The organism is Thalassotalea piscium (assembly GCF_030295935.1).
GTDB classification, from domain to species: Bacteria; Pseudomonadota; Gammaproteobacteria; order Enterobacterales; family Alteromonadaceae; genus Thalassotalea_B; species Thalassotalea_B piscium.
Genome location: NZ_AP027362.1, coordinates 1174639 through 1197619 on the forward strand (window position 1 = coordinate 1174639; position 22981 = coordinate 1197619).

Annotated in this window: 18 protein-coding genes; 9 read left to right on the plus strand and 9 right to left on the minus strand. The window is 37.1% G+C overall.

Annotated elements, in window-relative coordinates; translation table 11 throughout:
* Positions 1-4 precede the first annotated feature (4 nt).
* From xni to queF, 4 genes are all read right to left on the minus strand, one after another.
* A complete protein-coding gene (xni, locus tag QUD79_RS05025; RefSeq protein ID WP_184424944.1) occupies positions 5-823 on the minus strand; it encodes a flap endonuclease Xni in 819 nt (272 codons plus the stop codon).
* The gene (gene ppnN / locus QUD79_RS05030) at positions 824-2170 is read right to left on the minus strand and encodes a nucleotide 5'-monophosphate nucleosidase PpnN (RefSeq protein ID WP_184424942.1); all 1347 of its coding nucleotides are present in this window, start codon (positions 2168-2170) and stop codon (positions 824-826) included.
* 28 nt (positions 2171-2198) lie between these two features.
* On the minus strand, positions 2199-3782 hold the full coding sequence (locus tag QUD79_RS05035; RefSeq protein WP_184424940.1) for a GGDEF domain-containing protein: 1584 nt from the start codon (positions 3780-3782) through the stop codon (positions 2199-2201).
* 359 nt (positions 3783-4141) lie between these two features.
* Positions 4142-4987: an NADPH-dependent 7-cyano-7-deazaguanine reductase QueF gene (gene queF / locus QUD79_RS05040; protein ID WP_184424938.1), complete on the minus strand. Its 846-nt coding sequence runs from the start codon at positions 4985-4987 to the stop codon at positions 4142-4144.
* A 58-nt stretch (positions 4988-5045) separates the two neighbouring features.
* On the opposite strand from queF, the gene syd reads away from it, so the two are divergent.
* Entirely contained in the window at positions 5046-5618 is a 573-nt protein-coding gene (syd, locus tag QUD79_RS05045) for a SecY-interacting protein (RefSeq protein ID WP_221435216.1), read from the plus strand.
* Positions 5619-5626: 8 nt separating this feature from the next.
* On the opposite strand, the gene QUD79_RS05050 is transcribed toward syd, so the two are convergent.
* The gene (locus QUD79_RS05050) at positions 5627-5947 is read right to left on the minus strand and encodes a hypothetical protein (protein WP_184425028.1); all 321 of its coding nucleotides are present in this window, start codon (positions 5945-5947) and stop codon (positions 5627-5629) included.
* A 185-nt stretch (positions 5948-6132) separates the two neighbouring features.
* Between QUD79_RS05050 and QUD79_RS05055 the strand changes: the two genes are divergently transcribed.
* The 3 genes from QUD79_RS05055 (at position 6133) to QUD79_RS05065 (ending at position 8059) form a co-directional block, all read left to right on the plus strand.
* Positions 6133-6510 carry a DUF3192 domain-containing protein gene (locus QUD79_RS05055; RefSeq protein WP_184424936.1) on the plus strand — a complete coding sequence of 126 codons (378 nt, stop codon included), beginning with the start codon at positions 6133-6135 and terminating at the stop codon, positions 6508-6510.
* A gap of 91 nt (positions 6511-6601) precedes the next feature.
* Positions 6602-7240, plus strand: coding sequence for a GNAT family N-acetyltransferase (locus QUD79_RS05060; protein ID WP_184424934.1), 639 nt, complete (start codon positions 6602-6604; stop codon positions 7238-7240).
* Positions 7241-7573: 333 nt separating this feature from the next.
* The gene (locus tag QUD79_RS05065) at positions 7574-8059 is read left to right on the plus strand and encodes a hypothetical protein (protein ID WP_184424932.1); all 486 of its coding nucleotides are present in this window, start codon (positions 7574-7576) and stop codon (positions 8057-8059) included.
* A 13-nt stretch (positions 8060-8072) separates the two neighbouring features.
* Here QUD79_RS05065 and QUD79_RS05070 read toward each other — a convergent pair whose 3' ends face one another.
* The 4 genes from QUD79_RS05070 to QUD79_RS05085 are packed head-to-tail and all read right to left on the minus strand — an operon-like array spanning position 8073 to position 13240.
* Positions 8073-9743: a TniQ family protein gene (locus QUD79_RS05070; protein ID WP_184424930.1), complete on the minus strand. Its 1671-nt coding sequence runs from the start codon at positions 9741-9743 to the stop codon at positions 8073-8075.
* Between the two features lie 17 nt (positions 9744-9760).
* Positions 9761-10714 (minus strand): TniB family NTP-binding protein, encoded by a 954-nt coding sequence (locus QUD79_RS05075; protein ID WP_184424928.1) that lies wholly within the window; start codon positions 10712-10714, stop codon positions 9761-9763.
* A 10-nt stretch (positions 10715-10724) separates the two neighbouring features.
* Positions 10725-12611: a TnsB C-terminal domain-containing protein gene (locus QUD79_RS05080; RefSeq protein ID WP_184424926.1), complete on the minus strand. Its 1887-nt coding sequence runs from the start codon at positions 12609-12611 to the stop codon at positions 10725-10727.
* A complete protein-coding gene (locus QUD79_RS05085) occupies positions 12611-13240 on the minus strand; it encodes a hypothetical protein (RefSeq protein ID WP_184424924.1) in 630 nt (209 codons plus the stop codon). Before QUD79_RS05085 ends, QUD79_RS05080 begins: the two co-directional genes overlap by 1 nt.
* A gap of 468 nt (positions 13241-13708) precedes the next feature.
* On the opposite strand from QUD79_RS05085, the gene QUD79_RS05090 reads away from it, so the two are divergent.
* The 5 genes from QUD79_RS05090 (at position 13709) to proA (ending at position 22967) form a co-directional block, all read left to right on the plus strand.
* Entirely contained in the window at positions 13709-14302 is a 594-nt protein-coding gene (locus tag QUD79_RS05090; protein ID WP_184424922.1) for a restriction endonuclease subunit S, read from the plus strand.
* Between the two features lies 1 nt (position 14303).
* A complete protein-coding gene (locus QUD79_RS05095; RefSeq protein WP_184424920.1) occupies positions 14304-15785 on the plus strand; it encodes an N-6 DNA methylase in 1482 nt (493 codons plus the stop codon).
* A gap of 134 nt (positions 15786-15919) precedes the next feature.
* Positions 15920-16234 carry a hypothetical protein gene (locus tag QUD79_RS05100; RefSeq protein WP_184424918.1) on the plus strand — a complete coding sequence of 105 codons (315 nt, stop codon included), beginning with the start codon at positions 15920-15922 and terminating at the stop codon, positions 16232-16234.
* A 178-nt stretch (positions 16235-16412) separates the two neighbouring features.
* Positions 16413-17147: an NYN domain-containing protein gene (locus QUD79_RS05105; protein WP_184424916.1), complete on the plus strand. Its 735-nt coding sequence runs from the start codon at positions 16413-16415 to the stop codon at positions 17145-17147.
* A 69-nt stretch (positions 17148-17216) separates the two neighbouring features.
* Positions 17217-22967 carry an anti-phage protein ProA gene (gene proA / locus QUD79_RS05110; RefSeq protein WP_184424914.1) on the plus strand — a complete coding sequence of 1917 codons (5751 nt, stop codon included), beginning with the start codon at positions 17217-17219 and terminating at the stop codon, positions 22965-22967.
* Positions 22968-22981: the final 14 nt, after the last annotated feature.

Genomic DNA, 22981 nt, shown 5'->3' on the forward strand with positions numbered 1-22981 from the left:
CAGTTTAACTGGTTGTGGTGTCGTTAGAAGGTAAGCGGATATCTTTTAAATTAAAGCCAAGTGGAATATCAAGCCTAAGAGTTAATAATGACTTACTTAATTGTATTTGCTCTTGATGCTGGGCTAACTTTTCTCGTAAACTGGCTTTAAGATCGTTGGCATTTAAGAGTGCGTTTAAAGAACCGTACTGGTTTAATAGATTCGCTGCAGTTATTTGTCCAATACTAGGCACTCCCGGTATTTTATTGGTACTGTCGCCTGTAAGAGTCCATAAATCCATTAGCTGCTCAGGCTTAACATTAAACTTTTCTTTAACGTGTTGGCGGTCAAGATACCTACGATTAAAATAATCGTATACCTGAATATTTTGACTTAACAGCGATAGAAAGCACTTGTCTGTTGAAACAATGGTCACTTTCTGTCCCCTTAACGCCACTTTAATTGCTAATGTTGTGATAAGATCGTCTGCTTCATCTTCGTCTGAAGCTAAAGAGTCTACATGGTTACGCATAAACGCATCTTGAATGTCACTTAACTTTTCAGCTAAATGTTCAGGCATTTTTTTACGGCCTTTTTTATAGTCTGGGTATATCTGGTAACGCCAACAAGGCTTTTCACTATCAAATAAAGCCAAAGCATGTGTTGGGCTTTGGCTTTCAATTATTTTCAAAAGGGCATTTTCACAGGCTTGAATAGTATTAAACAACACTTGTTTTTTAGTGTTATCAGCAAGTTCGCTGTTAAGCAAAAAAGGGCGCTCTTGTACCGCGTATATTCTACGGATCAAATTTAGTGCATCAATTAATACTAAATGTACTGACATTTACTTCTCTTTAAGTACTTGATAACAAGGTACATAAATGCTACCTGGTAATTTCATGCGTTGTTGCTCAACAAATGAATTAAGTAAATTGTCCATTAATTTCATTATTTTAATATCACCCGTAATTTTATATACACCATGCTCTCGTATGGCTTTTATACCTTCTGCTTTTACGTTTCCTGCCACAATTCCTGAGAAAATACGTCTTAAATTAGCAGCAAGTGTTGCAGTGTCTAAATTATAACTGATCTCAGTATTTGCTATATTTTCATGAGTTGGTTTAAAAGGATGTTGAAATTCAGGCTCTATTACTAATGACCAGTTAAAGTGGTAGGCATCGCTAATTTCTTTCCGATAAGTTAACACTTCTTCTAAACCTTTCGACATGGTTTGTGCAACAAGCTGTGCATCGTCAATAATTATTTGGTAAAGGTCTTGAGCCGTTTTGCCTAAGGTTTCGCCAATGAAAGTATCAATTTGTTTGAAATACTCGGCGCTTTCTGCTGGACCAGTTAAAATGATCGGTAATTTTTGCGATTGATTTTTAGGGTGAAGCATAATACCTAAAATGTACAATAACTCTTCTGCTGTGCCTGCTCCGCCAGGAAATATAATGATGCCGTGTGATACTCTAACAAATGCTTCTAACCGTTTTTCAATATCCGGCATAATAACAAGCTCATTTACAATGGGGTTTGGCGGCTCGGCAGCAATAATACTCGGCTCGGTTATGCCAATATATCTTCCATTATTAATACGCTGTTTTGCGTGACCAATGGTAGCGCCTTTCATAGGTCCTTTCATGGCACCTGGTCCACAGCCAGTACAAATGTTAAAGCTACGCAACCCCAGTTGATAACCAACTTCCTTGGTATACTTATATTCTATAGTTGAAATAGAATGTCCGCCCCAACAAGTGACTAGATTGGGATCACTATCTGGAATAATGATATTAGCATTACGTATAATATCAAAGGTGTTATGGGTGATCTTTGCAGAAGAGTCGTCTTCGCAATAACGATTGTTTGTAAATAAGATATCACGCAATACAGCTGAGAGATGTTCGAGTATTCCTCTGATAATCTTTCCATCAACAAACGCGTGTAAAGGCGGGTTTTCTAGTTCTATTTTTACCCCACGTTCGCGGCGTAATACCTTGATATTAAAGTCTTTAAATTGTTGGTATATAATTTCGGCATCATCGGTATGGCTACCTGAATTTAATACGGCAAGCGAACAGTTACGATAAAGATGATATAACTGACAAGTAGCCGACTCTTGTAATTGTGCGACTTCTAATGGTGACAATAAATTCATATTGCCAACTGGATTTAGTTGAGTTTGCATAGGCAACTCCTGTTACAACGAAGAAGGGTTAAGCGTAAATAACTTGGTTTTTACCAGTTTCTTTCGCTTTATACAGTGCAGTGTCTGCACGTTCGAATGCGGTGTGAATATTATCACTTCCAATAACATGAGTAACACCTAACGAGAGAGTAATACTGACATTATTATTTTTAAATTTAAAGGGGAGCTTAGCTACTTTTAACCGTATTGTATTAAGTTTTTCAATTAACTGTTTCTTATCAATATTAGTAAATATCATCACAAACTCTTCACCGCCATAGCGAGCTACGAATTGATCTTTATCGATCGACTTAGCTAGGGTTGCTGCAATTACCTGAAGTGTTTTATCTCCTGCAGTATGACCGTAAGTATCATTTATACGTTTGAAATTATCTAAATCAAGTACAACAATAGCTAAGTCAAAGGGTGCATGATGAAAGCGAACCATTTGTTTTGAAAAGTAATCGTCAAAAGCGGCTCGATTTCCTAACTTTGTTAAGGCGTCTTGGTAGCTGATGGCTTGCTGTTCTTGTATTTTTTTCTTAAAAGCACGGCCTTGAGATTCTAATAAGTTGACCTTTTGTTGCATTTCACCTAAACGCAAACTCATTGCCTTTAATTGTTCGAATTCAAACACTGTTTTTTCTTCAAGTGCCGAAGCTATATGTTTTAGCTTTTCATTTATATCAACCTTAACATCAGCAAGTGAATTAGCATTATTTAATCCTTCTGCCATGTCTGTGATATTTTTCTTCAGCTTTTTATTGAGTTCGCTATGTTTACTTTTAGAGGCTTCATTAATACTTATTGTTGTTTGAACTGCTGTTTGCACCGAGGAAAGCGTTTTGCTGAGTGTAGATAAAAATACTTTCGCGGTATCACGCTCAGCGATAAGGTCTTTATTGATTATTTCAAACACTTCAAGAAAGTCATCGAGCAACTCTTTATGCGAAATATTACTCGTTAACTCGGTTTTAATTTTATTTATTTTCGGCTGGTAAGAGCTTGATACATTTAAATTTGTTAAAAACGCAGTAAACCGCTCAATAATACTACTGTCTACTGATGTGGTTTCGGGGGAGGTATTAGATTGGTTTTTACTTGATACATCATGTTTTATTTTTTCTTTAGAAATTAAAGCGGTTTGATATAATTTGATTAATTGACTCAAAGGTGAAATATATTGAATAACAGAGTCTTTTGTATCTTTTGTTTCACTGATTAATGTGCGAAGTTCGCGTCTTAAAGAATCGGGTAGATTTCGTATTTTTTGTAATAGTTGCCCCGCTTGATGAAACTGTTCATGCAAATGGGTAATATTGCGATCTTTTGTTGCAGAATGCTTTAGTAATAACTGGGTGATTTCGCTAAGCATGTCTTGAACGTCTTGCCAAGATGACGACTTAGCGAGTAATTTTCTTAATTTAGCTAGCTTATTATCTAGCTGAGCATCAGTGCCTTTTGCCGTATGTGAAAGCTTACTAATGAATTGAACAAAGGTGGATGATTGCACCTCTAGATCTTTTTGTAACTCTAGACGAGCTTGTATTGCAGAATCTAGCTTCTTTTTTAATACAATAATTTCTTTATCAGCAGTGGTAGATTGGCTCATAGAAACTAAATTCCTTTATGTTATTACAACGTAGAGATATGCAATTCCCATACTTATACAATCTTACTAACTATATGATTATTTTTACTAGCTAAACAAACAACTACAGCGTTATGTTTTTAACCATTAGAACAACGAATGATAAAAATAAATGCCTTGTATTTGACGGTTTTTCCTGTGTATAAAATTGATCACCTAATTAATGAAACTGGTATTACATTCACAAACGTAACAGTTCAAAAAGCACATAATAATAGTATACGTAAGATCAAGAAAAAGTCAGTACAACTGAGCAAAAAAAGCGCTTAATAGGATGTTTTGAGTTTAAAAATTACAATCAATACCAATTAGGCTGTATTTTATTGCCTTAACGTTCTTAAATTTGGCGCAGGTTTACTTGTGGTTGAACGATAAGGATTAATGTCTAAGCCTCCACGGCGTGTATATCGTGCAAATACGGTAAGTGAGTCTGGTTTGCAGTATTTCATCAAGTCGATAAATATTCTCTCAACACATTGCTCATGAAACTCATTGTGCTGACGAAATGAAACTAGGTACTTTAACAACGACTGATGACAAATTTTAGCGCCTTTATAATCAATATAAATTGTCCCCCAATCTGGCTGATTAGTGATTAGGCAGTTAGATTTAAGGAGATGGCTGACTAATTTTTCACTGACAGGTTTTGGTGAAACAGATAGTTGAAGTAAGCTAGGGTCTAGCTGATAACTATCTATTTCAATATCTAAGTCATCAATACATTCATAATCACTTTTGATAAATGATAAGGCAGGGCATTGTTCAACGTTAAATAATGTAACCTCTACTTCACCTTCAACAATTTTTTGTAGATCAGTGAGAAGTGCTTTTTCTACATCTTTACCAGAGTTAAAGCGGCTTTGATTAAAGCTATTTAAATATAATTTAAACGATTTTGACTCTACAATATGAGCAGTGGTGCAAGGAAACCTAAACTCTGCCAACGCAACAATGGGCTTGCCTTTACTATTTAACCAAGATAACTCATAGCCATACCAAACATCTTCACCTTTAAAAGGTAAAGTACTTGCTGTTATCGAAAGTTGATCTCGGTTTAGACTACGCGGTACACCTTGTAGTAAACTAGGATCGTAATACTGACTATAGCTAGTTGATTTACCTAAAGTAAGTTGGTCTAATAATGAATTGTTACTGTATTGACTCATGATGTTAAATTATTGGGTATTTGTGTTCTATTTTACTGTATTTAGTTAGGAGAAGATATTGTTAAACAGCGGTTTATCCTCGTCACTTTGGTTGTTTAGTCAAAACTATGTTGAAGCTTATAAAAATCAGCTTAATCATTTACCGCTAGTTGAAATAGATGAGCAGTGGCCATCGTCATGTATTGTAAGTCAGTTTGACGAGCAGTTTAATACTTGGTTACCTCACAAAGTTGAGTCAACATTATCATTTGAAAACGTCGAAAAAGCTTTAGATGTAGAGTTACACACAGATATTTGTCAATACTTTACAACAATTTTTAGCGATAGTATTGCAGCAAATTGCGAACATGGAGAGTTGTCTTTGCTGTTCGCATGGAGCGAAGAAGATTTTGCACGATTGCAAGAAAATATTATTGGACATATTTTAATGAAGCGAAAGTTAAAGCAAAAAATTACTGTGTTTTTCGCAATCACAGATGATGAAAACTTTATCTTATCTATCGACAATGCCGACGGTTCTGTTTGGGTTGAAGGTATTGGTTGTGAGCCGCACAAAAAATTAGCAGACTCGTTGAACGAATTTATTCAACAATTAACGCCATTTGTATATCAGGGAGACCATCCTAAATAAGCTCAACTTTATTTTATCTTATCTATTTTTGATTCTAACTTGGTTATCCTCTGTTTTAATTGAACAATTTCTTGTTGGAGAGGATCAATCGCGTCAGCAATTAATTGCGTGATATTGTTAGTTGCTACAAGTGTTGAAGATGCTTTTATTTCAGTATCTCTGTTCAGGTTTATATTTTCTGGCTGATGTTGCCAATTTTTAAGCGTATTAATGAGCAAAGCTAAAGGAGCTGGTTGGCTTAACTTAGTTTTCACTAAGGCAAGAGTGGGCTTTTTACCTGCATTAGCGAGCTGGTTAGCGATGATTAAAATTTCTTCAGAAGTTGTCATAATAATTAAATAGCTGTGTTTAATTGACCATATTTTAGCTAAATAGTTAACTAAAGTCTTTATACAATTTAGTTTAATCTTTTCTTATTCCTTATATTTCAGTTGATTAAGGTAGTTGGCCTATAGCTTGCTATTAATTAGTTAAATAACCCATTTATTTAACAAGCTATTTTAAGGAACTTTCAATGAGCAAATCATTAATTGCGCTAACTCTACTTGCATCACTTTCATTAACAGGCTGTGTAATCGCGGTAAACGGTGAAGGAGATGGCAGTAACTTTTCATCAGACTTTAGTGATAGAGAAAGCGAAAATCGAAAAATAATTTCTAAACTTACTTTAAAGTCTAGTATTGTTGATGTGCAAAATCGCTTAGGGTTAGCAGATTTTACAGAATCTTTCGAGCAAGCAGGTCAAACGGTTAATGTGTTGTATTACCGTACACACCGTGTGCACAAAGACGGGTTAACAACTAAAGATGAATGCACTTATTTGCACTTTGTTGATGGGGCGTTAATTGATACCGGAAATGGCGCTGACTATAGTAGAAACATAAAAAATTAATCAACTGTTTTGCAGTAAACCTGCGCTCAATATTTGATCTTATTTTAATTTACCTGCTATGGTAGATACAAATAATAATATAAGGTTTTTTATGAGCGCAGATTTAAAAAAGGAAAGTGGTGTTGAGATCAGGGCAGCCTATCTTGTTGCTGAAGACTTGAAAGTAGCCGCCTCATTATTATATCAAGCCTACCACGACGATCCCGTTTTTTTAGAAATATTTGACGGTGATAGTATCGATTATGAGCAACGTTTGCGTACATCTATTCGAGAAGAGTTAGGTGCTTTTTGGCATGCTAAACAACCTATAGTAGGACTTTATTTAGGTGAAACCATGGTTGGTGTTGCTTGCTTAAATAAATCAGACGAAGGTGTTTCTTCTGGCAGGTTTTGGCATTGGCGTTTAAAAATGCTACTTGGCGCAGGTTACTTTAGTACCAAGCAAATGATTGAAAAAGAAGATATTATTTTATCGTCAGTGCCGATGGAAACCTTTCATATGCTAGCCTTTATTGCGATTCATCCTTTGCATCAACAACACGGCTTTGGCCGTTATTTAATGGCTGCGGTGACCACCATATTGGAAGAGCACCCAGACAGCGAAGGAGTCGCCGTTTTTGCGACTACAGAAAGATATCAAACATTTTTTACTGACGTTGGTTATCAGCTTATAACAAATGTTACTGTAGGCAATGTTTCTGGCTCACTTATGGTTAATTACAGAGAGTAAAGCCATATACCACTGTTCAGCTATACAACCTAATTTATGTCAATAAGGACTGCTATGTATCAGTCCTTTTTTAATGTGTAGATCTTGGGTTTTCGTGAGAAATCGATCTCAAATAGAATAACGCCTGCAAAGAAGTTAACATTTTTTGATTTTCAATTTTGCTTCAGAGAACGCGAGAATCTTGTTATAAACATCATGAATTGCGAGAAATCCATATAATCTAATAACGCCTAAAACAAAAAAACTTTAAATTAACTTTATAATTTTACAGATATTTTACAAGCTAATAAATTAGCAAATATAAACATTGTTTGATTTTAATAGGAGTAAATAGTGATTTTATATATTGGGTTAATTTTTGTTTTTAGTATTGTTATCTTTTTTTATTTCCTTCCAAACCATAAATTTTATAGTCGTCCTCATTATTTATTACTTTTGGGATTCAGCATATGTATTGTGGCTGCTACTTTTAACGATTTAGCAGCACTTATCATTGGGAAGTATCCAGTGTTATCAAAGCAGCATAATGTCGCTGTGTTACAGCAAGTGTCATCTTTATCATTAGCTGCCTTAGGGGGAGGTATAATAAGCTCTGCTTTTATGATTAGGGTTCAGCTTGCCCATACTAATAGAAAGTACATATTAAGAGAGCAACTTGATTTCTTAAAGCGAAATAACGAAGATCTAAAGAAAGAGTTGGAGCAAGCAAAGATAGCGTCGAATAAGGAACTAATGAGTTATTTTGTTGGAGAAAGGGTTTCTAACAAGAGGGAGGTTCGTAAGATAAATAAGGAACTAGAAATGCTAGACAAGCTATAGTGAATAAGCTTGTTTATCCAAACATATCTAGTTGTTGTTGTGCTTGCGTATTCTCAGAAAAGCAACACTCTAATACAGTATTAAGTTCATCTGATTTTTCGTAGATAAACGGTGATAATTCAGGCTCAAATTTCTGTTGTTTTAAGTGTTTGATGATTTTGCTAGAACAAGCATTTTTGCTTTCTGCCCAGTGGTCTATACAAATATAACTTTCTAAAAACGAGGCAATAGATTCTCCTGTGTAACAACGAATTGTCGGCTTCGTGATGAGTTCATCAATGTAATCAAGCTTACCTAATTGAACCACACGGTCTCTTGAAATACCAAGAATACGCTTGGTACGAGGCAATGTTACTGCGCTTAATGATTTTAAAAATATGGTATCAAGAAATTCTGCTAATACATTTTCATTGATGCAAATAGTGTCGATTAGCGTATCTTCTGTTAGGTCAATGTAAATGGGTAATTTGTGCTTGTAAATTTCGACTAATGCTTCATTACAGTCGAGCGTATATCTATCCAATAAATGTGATAAGTCAGTAAGCTTTATAGTCTCATGCTGCTTAGCTGTATTTTGCTGGCGTGTTTGATTAATAAAGTCTGATATATCAATAAAGCTAAAACGGCCTCGCCCCACACTCGTGACGGTTGATATTGACGGTAATTTAAATAAACCACGTGCTAACGACAAATCACACTTCAGCATGTTAGCAAAACCAGTTTGATCTAAGTGGTTAATCAGTAGTTCATCTAGTGCATGATATCTATTTAACAACGCTGCTTTATTTCTCGCGGTACAAGTAGTTTTGTTATGACTTGGTAAAGGCTCACTTGAAGTGGCAGTTGTGCCGACATTAGGGTTATAGCCTGAAACTAGCCAAGTGTTGTTCAACTTGCTTTGCATCGTATTGAAGGGGTAATAGATAGCACTTTTACCCAGTACAGCGTAATGCTGCCTTACATCACTCATTGAAGAAAGCCATTGTTCGATAACTTGTCGATTCGTTAACAAGGCATAGGCTAGCTTGCTGATATTTCCCCAATCAGGCACATAGTTAGGTAATTGCTTGATTCCGTGGTGAACAGAGTCATATGGTCTTAACGCTCTTATCGTGGCCGTGAATAAATCTTCAACAAAATCTATTCGCTCATGTCTTGAAAGGTTATAAAAGTGCTCTACATGCACAGGTGTTGTTTCTTGTGTTTGAGCGTCAGCAATCATTTTCCAATTGCGATCACATTTGCTACAACCATAATGCAATAAATCCTCATCCCAGCTAAACGCTTCACCGCAAACACATGTAGAAATTAATTTCACATTATGCATTGGGCAATGTGTTATCGTATAAAGCTGCCAATCAGCACAAGTGTGTCGTTGAGAGGTCATGCATATAGGGCAGATTTTTGGTGCTTTGTCCATCAGTGTTCGGTAGCATAGATGGGTTTCACTGGGGCTATAGTTATCATCAAATGGTTGCAAATCGCTTATGCTATCTAGGGTTGCTGTGTACTGAGCAAAACTTAGTAGACTTTGATCACAACTATTCACCACCAGATGCTTATAATCACGAAACTCGCCTAGCATTTGCTGTACGGTAGAGTAATCGTTATTTAATGCTAAACGTACCAAATAGCTGCGGATCGATTCACCAGCAATAGGAGCGGTTTGTGTCATTAAGTGCATATCGTTCACCTCTTTGCTTATTCAACCGAAGCTGCTTCTCTTGCAGCATCTAAACGGTGTGTGATTTCTGCTTCAATAGTCGTCATTGATGCTTTGAAAGGGTTAAATAAAAGCTCACTTTGAGGCTGAAATTCGATATAAGCTTTTTCTAATACCTTCAAATCAATTAATCGACTATCACCCGCAATTTCAATTGCTTCCTTAAACAGTGGCGTCAAATCGCCAAATAATCCTGAGGTGGCGATATGCATACGCTTAAGCATGCTGTCACTGGTTAGGTCTTCTGTGCAACTAAGTACTTCCTGATATTGTGTCATTAGGTCTTTCCAATGCTCAGAGCCTAATTGGTAAGGCTGAACCTGATACATACGTCGGTTTCTACGTTTTAACTGCTTTTCTTTCTTAAACTTTGATTTACCCATGAGTAAATCGAGTGAGCTATCAATCCCAACACAAAGGAAAGGGATGCCTGTTTCATCCATCAGTGATTTAATTGCATCGGCAGCATGCTGTGCTGATATAGCTGAAGATTCTCGTGTAAGGTGTTGAGACTCATCAATAATGACTAACTCTGTCTTGGCAGCAATTAATCGATTGGAAAGTCTGGCTTGTAAATCTTCTTCTCGTCCACTAATTCTTCGCAGCCCCGTCAATTTGCGTAATGACCTAGCGATCAATGAGTAACTTGTCGATTTCTGAATCAGGCTGACGTAGAGAACGGGTACAACTTCTTGACCTTCCTCAAAGTATCGAGGGTAGTTGCTGGCATAGTCTTCAACGATGTATGACTTACCAGTACCTGCTTGACCGATTAAATGCATACCTTGTACGCATTCGGTATGGTGTGTAGCATGTGATTGGGCGATAGCGTCCTGAATGATTTCCATGTCAGGCGTATCAAAGTGAGTGTCCAAAAAATCATTAGTCGCATCATTAATGCGTGGACTTTGCTTCATCAAAAGCTTTGTCATGTTTACCTCCTTATTTTGATTTTTTTCGTCTAGTGCCAAAACCAGTTGTTGATTTACGCTCTTCGTCTGTGATGTTGGTAGTGTTGTCTGCAATGTCTTTCTCCATATCTTTAGTAGTGTTATTTGTAATTTCTTCGTCAATAATCAGTGTGTCTTGCTCGATTAAGGTGCCATTAGCTCTGCGCTTTTTAACGATATTGCCTGCTTGTCTAGGGGTTAGGTGTTTTGGTAATTTTGATTTATCAATGGTTCGTTCAAATGACTTCAAGTAACTGAAACTTGTGTCGCGAGGAACGTTTTTGACATTCGGCACTTCAATCATGCGTTGACCGAAAACAGCAGTAATAGCTGAAGCGTCAAAGTCATCTATAAGTACATCAACCGGATAAGAAATATCCTCTGAGCCACCGAGTATGAAGTTCACTTCTTTCATCAAGGCATCACAGTTAAAGCGCTGACCGCGATGCGGAATGCCATGATTTCTGTTGCAGCGTAATGTTTTAGCATTACCTCTTAGCTTGGTGCGGTCACCAAAGTCAGCCAACGTGATCACTTCATCAATGCGAGCATGTTCTGCCCATATTTCATTGGGTGTCCAGTTGTTCATCATGCGGTTTGGTGTGTTGTTGTATTCCGTTTCGATATAGTCTTCGAACATCACCATGAACTCAGCTACCGTTATTGCAGCGGCTTTTCGAATCGTGGTGTCTGAAACCTTTTTCTTATCACGCTTGTGAAGGTAGCCTTTTTTACCTTTGAAGAACTTACTACGCCATGTATCGAACATACGCTCGACATGAGGCTTCTCTTCTGGCATACCAGAGCGGCAGTAAGTTACGTCTGAGCCAATGGCATTCATGAACTTTTTCGTCATTGCGGCTCTAAAGCCCGGTCCATTGTCGAAAACGTAAGTTAATCCAATACCACCAGCAGGGTACTTGGCGGGATCAGCTTTGATGCGCATGGAGTGTGATAGGCAGTGAATAACAGCCGCAGCAGATTCTTTCGGTTTTTCGCCAACGACTACTGTATACCCTAGACATGTGCGAGTTTTAACATCCATCGCAGCAATAATGCCTATTTTCCCTGCATAGGTGCCATCTTCCTTTAGCAAGCCCATGTTCACTTCAAGGCCATCACACTCGATTAAATCAAGTACATTTTGGACGTTGTAAGTCTTAGATGCTTCACGGTTTTCGCGATCTGCGAATTTTTTACCGTATCTGGCTAAATCTCTCTCGTATTTAGGCCAAGAATTAATGCGACGTTCAAATGTTGATAGGCTAGGTATGTCATATCCTTTGAACATTTTACCTTTGCGCTTAAAAGCTTTAGTGAACATGTCATGTGCGTAGGCCATTGTCGGTTCGCCTAGCTGCATGTAATAGCGACTGATCATTTTGTCCATGAATTCAAGCACGCTATCAGGGAAACGCCACTCTGTTTGGCTGTACTCTGATTTCACGACTTGCAATGCCATGTCTTTACCGTCTTCAAGCCATCGCTTGTACCACTTGTAAACTGTCTTAACTGATGTTTTTACTGGGTGGTCCTCTTTAATCTCTTCATAGACTTCATCTACTAGCTCTTGAGTCAGTCCATCAGTAGGATTTAGTGTTTTAAACTCAAAAAATTTCTCGCAATAAGCCGTGCGTCTGTCACACTCGTGTTGCTCGTCGTCTTTTAGGTGAACTACACAGCGCATTTCATAGGGCTTATCAATGACGGTGATAAGTTTTTCATTGATTGCTTGAAGCAGCTCGTAGGGTTTGTACAGATCATCTGGCTTGCTTTTATAGCCGATAAGTACACGTTCATTATCGACATATAAAATTGTGCCGTGGCAGCCTGATACTTTTAAATCAAGGCCAACTTCTAATAACAACCCACTATTCACTATGCTTCCTCCACGAATGTTAATTGTGTTTCGGTTGTTAATGGCTTTTGATAGTCAAAACGAAACACTTGATGTCCTAGTAGGGCTAACGCGTGTTTTGCCTGAAAATCAATTGATTCAATGTAGGTTTTCAGTGAGCCAAAAGTTGGGGTCTTGCCAATGGCATCGGTAAGACTTGGGACACTAATTTTAGAAATGTCTAATCGACGATAATGGTGGATGCGTTTGAGGTTTTCGGTGGTCTCACCAGCATAAACGGTTTCATCGGTGATATAGGATAAATTCAAAATTTGGGCCTCATGAAAACACATACGCAGGTGATTGAATTGTTCAATCGCTTTATCAGATTTGGTAAAAACAACGGGTTTAGTTTCTTTAATTCTTTCTCCTTTCAGTGTTTCAAGGCTTAAATCTGGGGTGTAACTTCGCTCCTTACCAGATGCGTCGATATAGGCGTATTGTTTAGGTTGTGATTTAAAAGAAATGACCTCAGGATCGTATTCATAAAACCGCTGAGCATTACGCTCTAGTTGCGACTGTCCCCAGATATACTCGCCACCATTGAGGTAAGATTTAAACAGGGAGATTTGGCTCCCTTTGCTAAAATTATTTCTGTATTTTTTTCTCATCGTTCTGTTCCTTTCATTAAAATTTGGGCGCAAAAGTCCTACTGGCGGTAATCGCGCTAAACATTAAATTTTTAAAATTTTGGGATGTGTAAAGAGCAATAGTCCACAAGTTAGCTAGAAGCGAAACTCAGTCGGTCGCTCGGTATTGTCGATAAAAGACGATATTTTTGAGGATGATTCATCCAGCAAGGGATTGGAGTTGGATAAGTGAATAGACTCACCTTTCCTAATGTGGCTTTGGATAACCACTTTGTTGTTTTCGGGCATAAAACAACTACGTACTTCTGTTTCATTGATGCAATGAATATTCGGTGTCAAATAACTAGCCTCCTCAGTCAGTTCGGTGTGTTGACGGGATGAAGCTTAGCGCCAAAAAATAGTGACTGCAAGTGCTAAAATTGGTGCAACGATAACCGCGTTGCGTTATACTTAAAGAAAGGCTAACTGCTATTCCATACTATTTCTGATATGTACAACACAGTAAAAACATTAAAAATAATTGCCCAGAACGGAAAATTTTTTCGAGGAAAGATCAAGGAGGACAAAAATGGCGAAAATTTCGTCATTCAGTTGCGCGATATTGTAAAAAACGAGCGAGGTGACTACCTCGATTTAAAGAATTTATTGCGTACCAATATCTCAACTAAAGGTCATATCGAGTACTTAAAGGCGGGAGATGTACTTATTACCGTAAAGGGAGCGAAAAAGTATGCGTTTCATTTAGAGAAAGTCCCGTCTAAAACCGTTGTTTCTCAACATTTTCTCATTTTACGCTCACCCGATCCCAAAATTATATTACCCGAATTTATAGAGTACGCGGTTAATTCATCAAGATGTCAGAATTGGTTTGCGCGTAAATGCCCCGGTAGCTATCAAAGTACACTCAGTAGAGAAACGCTAGAAAGGCTGCCTTTGCCTGTACTACCACCAGAAGAGCAACAAAAGATAGTGAATTTGATACGCGAAACGCGTGCGGAAAAGAAACTCTTGCTCGATTTAATTGACAATAGAGAGCAACAGCTAAAAGCGCTTGCCAACAAACTGATTAATACGGACTACTAATATGTTAGAGAAAATCATCATAGATATCGTTCAGAACTATAAGTTTACTGATATTAAATCGTTTGTTGGTGATACTGAAAAACGTGACTACTTTTTGTTCTTTTTATTCTGTCGGTTAGCCGATTTATCAACGGGCGATGTGAAGTTTCAGTTAGACAAGCTCTATCACGAGACAGATATAACAGCATTCATTCAACAGCTTGAGATAATTTCAGAGCAAGTATCACCTACCAGTGCCATTAAAAAAAGCGTTGATGAATTACTTAATAACGAGTTTAAGCTGTCACGAAAAGCCTTACCGCAAGGTGTTTTCTCTTCGTTATCAGAAGCTGAGCAAAATCATTTTGATAGAAAGTTGGTTCTGAAATTTGCCGATATCACTAGAAAAGTTGATGACCCGCTACTTATAAAACTACTACCTGAAATCAAACAATCACTAGTTGAAGATAACCTTTATATCATCAGTGAAGTATTTAGTATTGAATCACTTAATAACGTGGATTTATTGACGACATACGATGCGGTAGAGGTCTATAGCAGGGTATTAATGCGTTTACAGGCTGTTAGTGATCCACTTCAGTTTGAAGAAGGTTTTAACTATCAGGAAATCCCCTCTGACTTTATCGATTTAATCATGGAAGCTGGCGATATCGGCAGTGTTGATAGTATCTACGCCCCATATGAAGTGACTACTGAGCAAAGTCTTTATCTAGCATTGGAATACCCAGATAAAGAAATTCAAATAGAAACTGTCACTGAAACACCGCGCCATACTTATCGCAAATTTGCTTTAGCACAAGCGACAAATATTAATACTTCGCACACCTATTGTTTATCAAACAATCAAATTGCCACTGAGCGATACGATATGTCGATGTGTTTGCTTCAGCCTAAAATCGTTACCGACAGGAAGACGGGAAAAATAGCGGAACAAGAAGAGCAGGAAAATGTTACATACAAAGAACATTTGTACATTAGCCATATGCTGGAAATGCTCAACAAGAGCGGTAAAGCCTATGTTGTTATGGGAAAAGGGCCACTTTTTAGAAAAGGTGATATTAAAGCTCGACAGCAGCTTATTGAGGATAACGTGGTAGACGCAGTTATTACACTACCCGCAAAAATCATGAATTTTTGTCCACTACCTATGATCCTGTTGGTGCTAAATAAAGCCAAAAAGACCAATGATGTGTTGTTTATCAACGCCACAGAATTTCAAAAAGAAGAGTCTGGACGAACCGTGCTAGATGATATTGAGAGATTGGCAGAAGAATACCGTTCAAGGCCAGCACAAACACCACTTGGTTTTACTGTATCCAATCAAGAAGTCGCGGCTAGTAAATATTCATTAAATGGCCTTAACTACGTTTCAACGGAAGAGGCTGAGCAATATAACTTGGCGGAGTTAACAGTTTCGAGAAAGCAGACAATGAATGCGCTGATGGATAAACAAGAAATAATTAACCAGTTATTCGATGTTTAAGTTATTGGAATATAAAAGCTTAATTTTTCTGCGACGAGTTGATATAAATTAGTCGATATTAGCTCCATGCTTTTGATATGTTTTTAATTTGATTTTACCTATGATTAAAACCTCATTAGTCATGGGGAGTCAGGATGAATACTGTTATCTCAGATTGGTTTACTGTTGCAGTTATGCAAGAAAATGAGCTATTGGGCGAAGTTCTGTGGGGCATTGTAGTTGATGACTCTACGTTTCGTTTTGCTAAAAATGATTATGTTTGTTCTTCCAAGATAACAAAGGTATTTACGAGTAATCAGCTTATTCAAACGGCCTCAGACAGTATTTATCAAACGATTGGAAAAGGCCGCAAAGCAATTATTGATTCAGATGATTTTGAGTTGTTGAGAAGTGGATTTAGTCCATTGCAAATAAAGTTATTGAATAGGGAATTATCAGTACTTCACTGAAAAAGTTTGTGTACGCTGTATCTGGAAAGCTATAAATTGTAGTGAATGGTTAATATATTGTTAATATGATTAAAAAATTTTGAGCAATAACAAGTAATATCAATATTTTTCTTGTATTTTTATGCAGCTATGGCATAAAAACTAGATAGTAATTTTGTGCGTTGATAAGGAATCACGTTTGAAAGATAAGGAAAAAATAGCACTTTTTATCGATGCTGATAATGCTCCTGCCAGTAAAATTGATGTCATTCTCTCCGAACTAGCTCGTTATGGTGTGGTTAATATTCGTAAAGCATATGGTAACTGGAAAAGTCATTGTTTAAAACAATGGGAAGATGTCCTTCATGAATACGCTATTCAGCCTATTCAACAATTTGATTTAACTAAAGGTAAAAATGCAACTGATATTGCTCTGGTGATTGATGTGATGGATACCTTATATACTAAAGATATCGATACGGTTTGTTTAGTTTCTTCTGATTGTGATTTTACGCCTCTTGTCACCCGCGTTTTAGCCGATGGAAAGTTTGTAATTGGTTTTGGTGAGCGCAAAGCTCCAGCAGCCTTCGTGAATAGCTGTTCTAAATTTCTTTTTCTTGATGACGCTGTTAGTGATGATAAGCCTAAGCAAGTTCATAGCCCAAGCATTAAAAGTGATACCAAATTAATGAACTTACTAAGACAAGCAATTTCAGCCGTTGAAGATGATGATGGTTGGGCAAGGTTAGGCCCAGTAGGAACACACATCGCAAACCATGCATCATTTGATCAGCGGAATTATGGGTTTAAAAAATTAAGCGAACTCTTTGCCTCAATAGACCTCTTTGAAATGAGGAAAACTAATGGTTCAGTGTTTTGGGTCAAAGATAAGAAAAACGCTAAATCAAAGCAGCAACATAATAGCCAAATTTAATCAAAAAAATAACAATGGTGTAGTTTTAAGTTATTTTATTTAAACATTTCACGACTGAAGGGAGAATATATGGAAAAGTTCACAATAAATGCAGGCGTTGCACCAGTATATTCACTCGCGTTTCAGCAAAATCAGTACCCTTTAATCTCATCGCTAGAATTAAAGGCTATTAAAACCGATCCTTTAAATAATGAAGAACATAATATTTATCGGGATTTAAAAGTTGAACTTACTGCTGAAAACGAAGTATTTAGCAGTTTAACTTGGCATGTTGATTCTATCGAAGCAGGACATACTCAACTTTTACCTAAACAGTTACCCAAAATATCTTACGAGTACTTAAATAAACTAACTGAACAGGTTTCAATTAACCTTACGTTTAAAGTGTTTTTAGGTGAAGAGTTAGTTAAAACAGAAACTGTCTCGATTGACATTCTTCCTAAGAATTTTTGGGGCGGTGAAGAAAGAATGGCTGAATTGTTAGCCGCTTTTTCCTGCCCTAATACTGCATATGTAACGGAAATCGTTAAAAAGGCTTCAGAACAATTAAAGCAGGCTGGGCATGGCTCATCCTTGGATGGTTATCAATCTGAAACTCGTGAAAGACCATATTTGATGGCTGCCGCAATTTGGAATGTTATATCAGCCTCTAATGTTTCTTATGTAACACCACCGTCAAGTTTTGCTTATTCGGGGCAAAGAATTCGATTACCAGACGAAATTAAATCTACAGGAATTGCAGCGTGTTTAGATTTATCGTTATTGTTTTCAGCTTGTTTGGAACATATAGGTCTGAATTCTATTATAGCGTTAACGCAAGGTCATGCTTGCTGTGGTTTATGGTTGATTGATGAGTGTTTCCCAATACTAACAAATGACGATCCAATGGACATAAGGAAGCGTATTGCTTCAAAAGACATAGTACTTTTTGAAACAACCTTGGCGACTTCCGATAGTCCCATTACGTTTGGTCAAGCTTCAGAGCACGCAGAACAACTAATTGCAGAAGACAGTGAAGACGAATTTGTATATATAATAGATCTTAAACAAGCCAGAAAAAGGCAAATAAAGCCTATACCGACAATTGCGGAGCAACAAAATAATGTAGCAAATGTTGAAGAAAACCAACCATTAGAGCTTCCTGTTGCACCAACATTACCACCAGTTCGTCCAGAAGAACTACCAATTGATGACACACCTGAAGGAAGGGTCCAGCAGTGGCAGAGAAAACTTCTCGATTTAACAAAAAGAAATCGATTGTTAAATTTATCTGCAAATGCTGTATCAGTAAAAATTTACTGTCCTGATTTAGGTGCCCTTGAAGATGAATTGGCTTCGGGTCAGACGTTTAAGTTTACTACTCCTGAAGAGTCACCGTTATCAGAAGGAAATAGAGATAAAGAGATCTTTAAGTTTAAAATTGGTGATGATTTACAAAAAGAATTCGCGCTAGAGCAGCTTCGCAGTAAAATATTAATTGCTAATGACTCGCCTAAAAAGCTTGAGAGAAGTCTTCTAACCTTATTTCGCAAATCTAAAAATGATTTGGAAGAAGGTGGTTCCAATACACTGTTTTTAGCTATAGGTATGCTTAAATGGAAGGAAACACCTGATAGTGAGAGAACATACCAAGCTCCATTAATTTTATTACCCGCCCAACTTATTAGAGCCAGTGCCAGATCTAAAATCAAAATTAAGCAGCTTGAAGGTGAAGAACCCATTTTTAATTCAACGTTGATTGAATTTTTACAAAATGACTTCGAAATTGATTTGTCTCTATTCAAAGAGCATTTGCCTACAGATGACAGTGGTGTAGATGTTGAAAGAATATGGGCTACTGTTAGGGACAAGGTTAAAGATATTCAAGGGTTTGAAGTAAAAGAAGAGCTTGTTCTTAGCACTTTTTCTTTCGCCAAATATTTAATGTGGAAAGACTTAAAAGACAGAGTTGATGTTTTAAAAACAAACCCATTTGTTGAACATTTAATTGAAACACCACAAAAATCGTATCAGCAGGAAAGTCACTTTTATGAGCAAAGTGATATTGATGACAAGTTCAAACCATCAGAAGCATATATTCCTTTAAATGCAGATAGCTCTCAAATGGTTGCAATAGCTGCTTCTGAGAAATCTCAAGATTTTGTTCTAGAAGGACCTCCGGGAACAGGTAAGTCAGAAACCATCGCTAACATTATTAGCCATAACTTAGCTAAAGGACGTAAAGTATTATTTGTAGCTGAAAAAATGGCTGCGCTTAATGTTGTTTATAGCCGATTACAGAAAATTGGTTTATCCCACTTGTGTTTGGAATTACATAGTAATAAAGCGAACAAAAAAGCCATCCTCGATCAATTAAAGAAAGCTTGGACAACAAGAGAAAGTGCTACTAGCTCTGAGTGGAAGAACAACGCAGAAAAACTTTTCGAATTAAAACAGCACTTAAATTTATATGTTAGCGAACTGCATAAGGAATCAAGACTAGGAATTTCTCCTAGGCAGGCTATTGCTAGAGCCAGCAAATACCAAGATAGAACAAGGTTTAAATTGAACTGGTCTTTATCTTTAGATACTGCACCTGTGTTAAGTAAATCTGATGTTGAAGCAACTTTAGAATTAGCAAAAAGAGTAGGTCTTAACTTTGCTGATGTCGAACATATTGACAGAGCAAGCCTTGAGTTATTAAAGCAAGATTCATGGTCTAATAGTTGGCAAAGTGACTTCTTATCAACATGTAATAAATTAAGTAAAGATTTAGAGGCAATTAAACTCGACTATTCAAAACTTGAAGAAGTATTAGGCTTAAATGAGTTGGGAGAAAACAATTCCACACTTGAAGAGCTAGGGGCTTTAGCCAACCTGCTTATTGAGCAAGCTAGTAACCTTACTAGTTTTATTTTTACTTCAGAGGCAAAAGATAAATTGGAGCTACTTGAAAAGTTATGTGGCTCTAAACAACAGCTTGAAAATCAAATTTCCAAATGCAATTTATCCTTCAAGATAGAAGATGTAAGTCAACTTCCTATTAAGCGTTGGATTGAAGAACTGAAAATCGCAGAGTCCAAAATATGGCCCTTAAAGTGGTTTTCTGTTCGAAAATTGAACAAGTTGGTAGTTGGTAATGGTGTTACTGGTGATGTGTCTGTAGGTGAATTGGAAGAATTAGATAAAGTAAGGTCTATTGCACAAGATATATCCGAAATTAGTGGTACTTTTGAAAAAGACAAGATTTGGAAAGGTTGGGATACTGCACAAAGTGAACTTCAAAGTCATCTAGAATATTCAAAAAATGTTTACCTACAAACACGTAAAGTTGCTGGCAGGTTAGAAAATCCAGCCGAGTTTATTGCTAAACTAAGGCAAATGATTGTAGAAAATCATGAGTTTTTTGCTTCTTCTAATTTATATGGGGCTTGTGAAAAGTTTGTTACAACATTGCCTAATTATAAGAATTCTATCAGAGAATTTATAAATTCAGGCGGGGAAGTTGATGAAGCGGTAACTCTGCATAATTTGAGGGAGTCATTATCTCAATTAAGTACGCTAGGTCCTAAATTAAAATCTTGGTGTGAGTGGGTTGAAAGTAAAAAAGAAGCTAATGAGAAAGGGCTAGATGATTTAGTTATTGCATTGGAACAAGGATTAATTGATTCAACGGATACTGAAGAGCAAACTAAAAATGCGTTATATATTTGGCTTTGTCCTATCTTAATTGATAATTCCGAGGTTCTACGCACATTCAAAACGTCTAGACATGAAGATTTGATTTCTCAGTTTAGAGAGTTAGATACCCTTGTTGCAGATACGACCTCTGAGTACATTGCAAGCATCGCAGCATCTGCAAGCCCAGATCCCAATTCGCCCCAAGCTCCTGCTGAATTTGGCGTGTTATCTAGGCAGTTTAATAAAAAATCCAATCATATGCCTACCCGACAACTCGTAACTGAAATGGGAGAGTCGTTACTTTATTTAACACCATGTTTTATGATGTCACCATTATCGGTGGCTCAATTCCTTCCTGCTAATTTCAGTTCGTTTGATTTAGTAATCTTTGATGAAGCCTCACAAATAACGGTATGGGATGCTGTTGGCTCTATTGCCAGAGGTAAGAACGTGATAATTGTTGGTGACCCAAAACAAATGCCACCAACCAACTTTTTCTCTAAAAGTGGAAATGATGATTCATCAGACGAAGAGGACTTGGAAAGTATTTTAGATCAAGCATTATCAGCGCGATTACCTCACCATAGATTAACTGGTCACTATAGAAGTAAACATGAAAGCCTAATTGCTTTCTCTAACAGCCACTATTATGAAAATTCCTTGGTTACCTTTCCAAGTGCAGAAACAAAAGCTAGTGCAGTAACTATGCACAGGGTTGATGGTTTATATTCAAAGGGTAAGAACCGGAACAATATAATAGAAGCCAATGCTGTTGCAGATTTCATTGTTACTAGCTTACAGCAGAAAAATCAATCGTTAACGTTTGGTATCGTTACGTTGAATAGCGAGCAGCAAAGATGCATAGAAGATGCTCTTGATGATCGAAGAAGAAAACATCCTGCTATTGAAAAATTCTTCCAAGGCAGTAAAAAATACGATCCAATTTTTGTGAAAAATTTAGAGTCTGTTCAAGGTGATGAGCGCGATGTCATCATATTGAGCTTAGGTTATGGTCCAACAGAGCCTCAAGCCAAAACTATGAGTATGAACTTTGGCCCCCTAAATAAACAGGGAGGAGAGCGCAGGCTAAATGTAGCTATTACACGAGCCACAACAGAGGTTCATGTGTTTTCTAGCTTTGGCTCATCGATGATTGACCTTAGCCGTACAAGTGCTCTAGCGGTTCAACACTTAAAATATTTCCTAGAATTTGCGGAGAAAGGCCCTGTTGCTTTACCTGAAACAGCCAATGCAGATTTTGGCGTAGATCAGTTTGACAGCTACTTTGAAGAAGCGGTTGCTTATGCACTTAGAGCGAAAGGCTGGAAAGTGCAAACACAAGTAGGTGTTGGAAAATTTAGGATTGATATGGGGGTAGTTCATCCTGATAAACCCGGTCAATTTTTAGCGGGTATTGAATGTGATGGAGCAACATACCATAGTTCTCCAGCAGCACGAGATAGGGACAGAGTAAGACATATCATTCTTGAGAATTTGGGATGGGAACTGTTGCGTATTTGGTCAACCGATTACTTTATAGATCCAAACGAAATTATAGAAAAAGTGCATGTTCAATTGACTGAATTGTTAACTAAAGATAAAGAAGCCACTGATATTGTTGTTGAAGAGGAAGAAGACCTTTTTGAAGAAGATGATGAGGAAGATGGCTCGTTAGATCCGTCAAAGTATTTTGATGAAAGTTACAAGGCAGTTTTAGAAAATGCTGCCAAAGAAATATTAACTGCAAAAAGTGGTATTACTTTGCACGAATTAGCATCTGATATCGGCTACATGCATGATATGGCTAGGACAACTAAGAAGCAGTTAGATCATATCGAATCGGTAATCAGCTCTTGGGCTGGGATAGTGAATCATTCTGAAACGGATAAAACAGTATGGCTATCACCAGATGACTGTAAAGAAATAATTGAATGGAGAGGAGTTGATGCTTTTGGTACTCCGAGGGAGTGGAATTCTATATCGTTACCTGAAAGACTAGGGCTAGCCCAAAGAGCGCTTGCAGAAGCCCCTGATGATCCTGTTGATTTTATTTTTAATGAGTTTAGGTTGAGTCGCAGAACCAAGACGACAACTGAAAAATTCGAATCTTGGGTATCTAACTATAGAGGATTTGAATCTATAGATACTATTAATGTTTAAATGGTTTAAGGAAA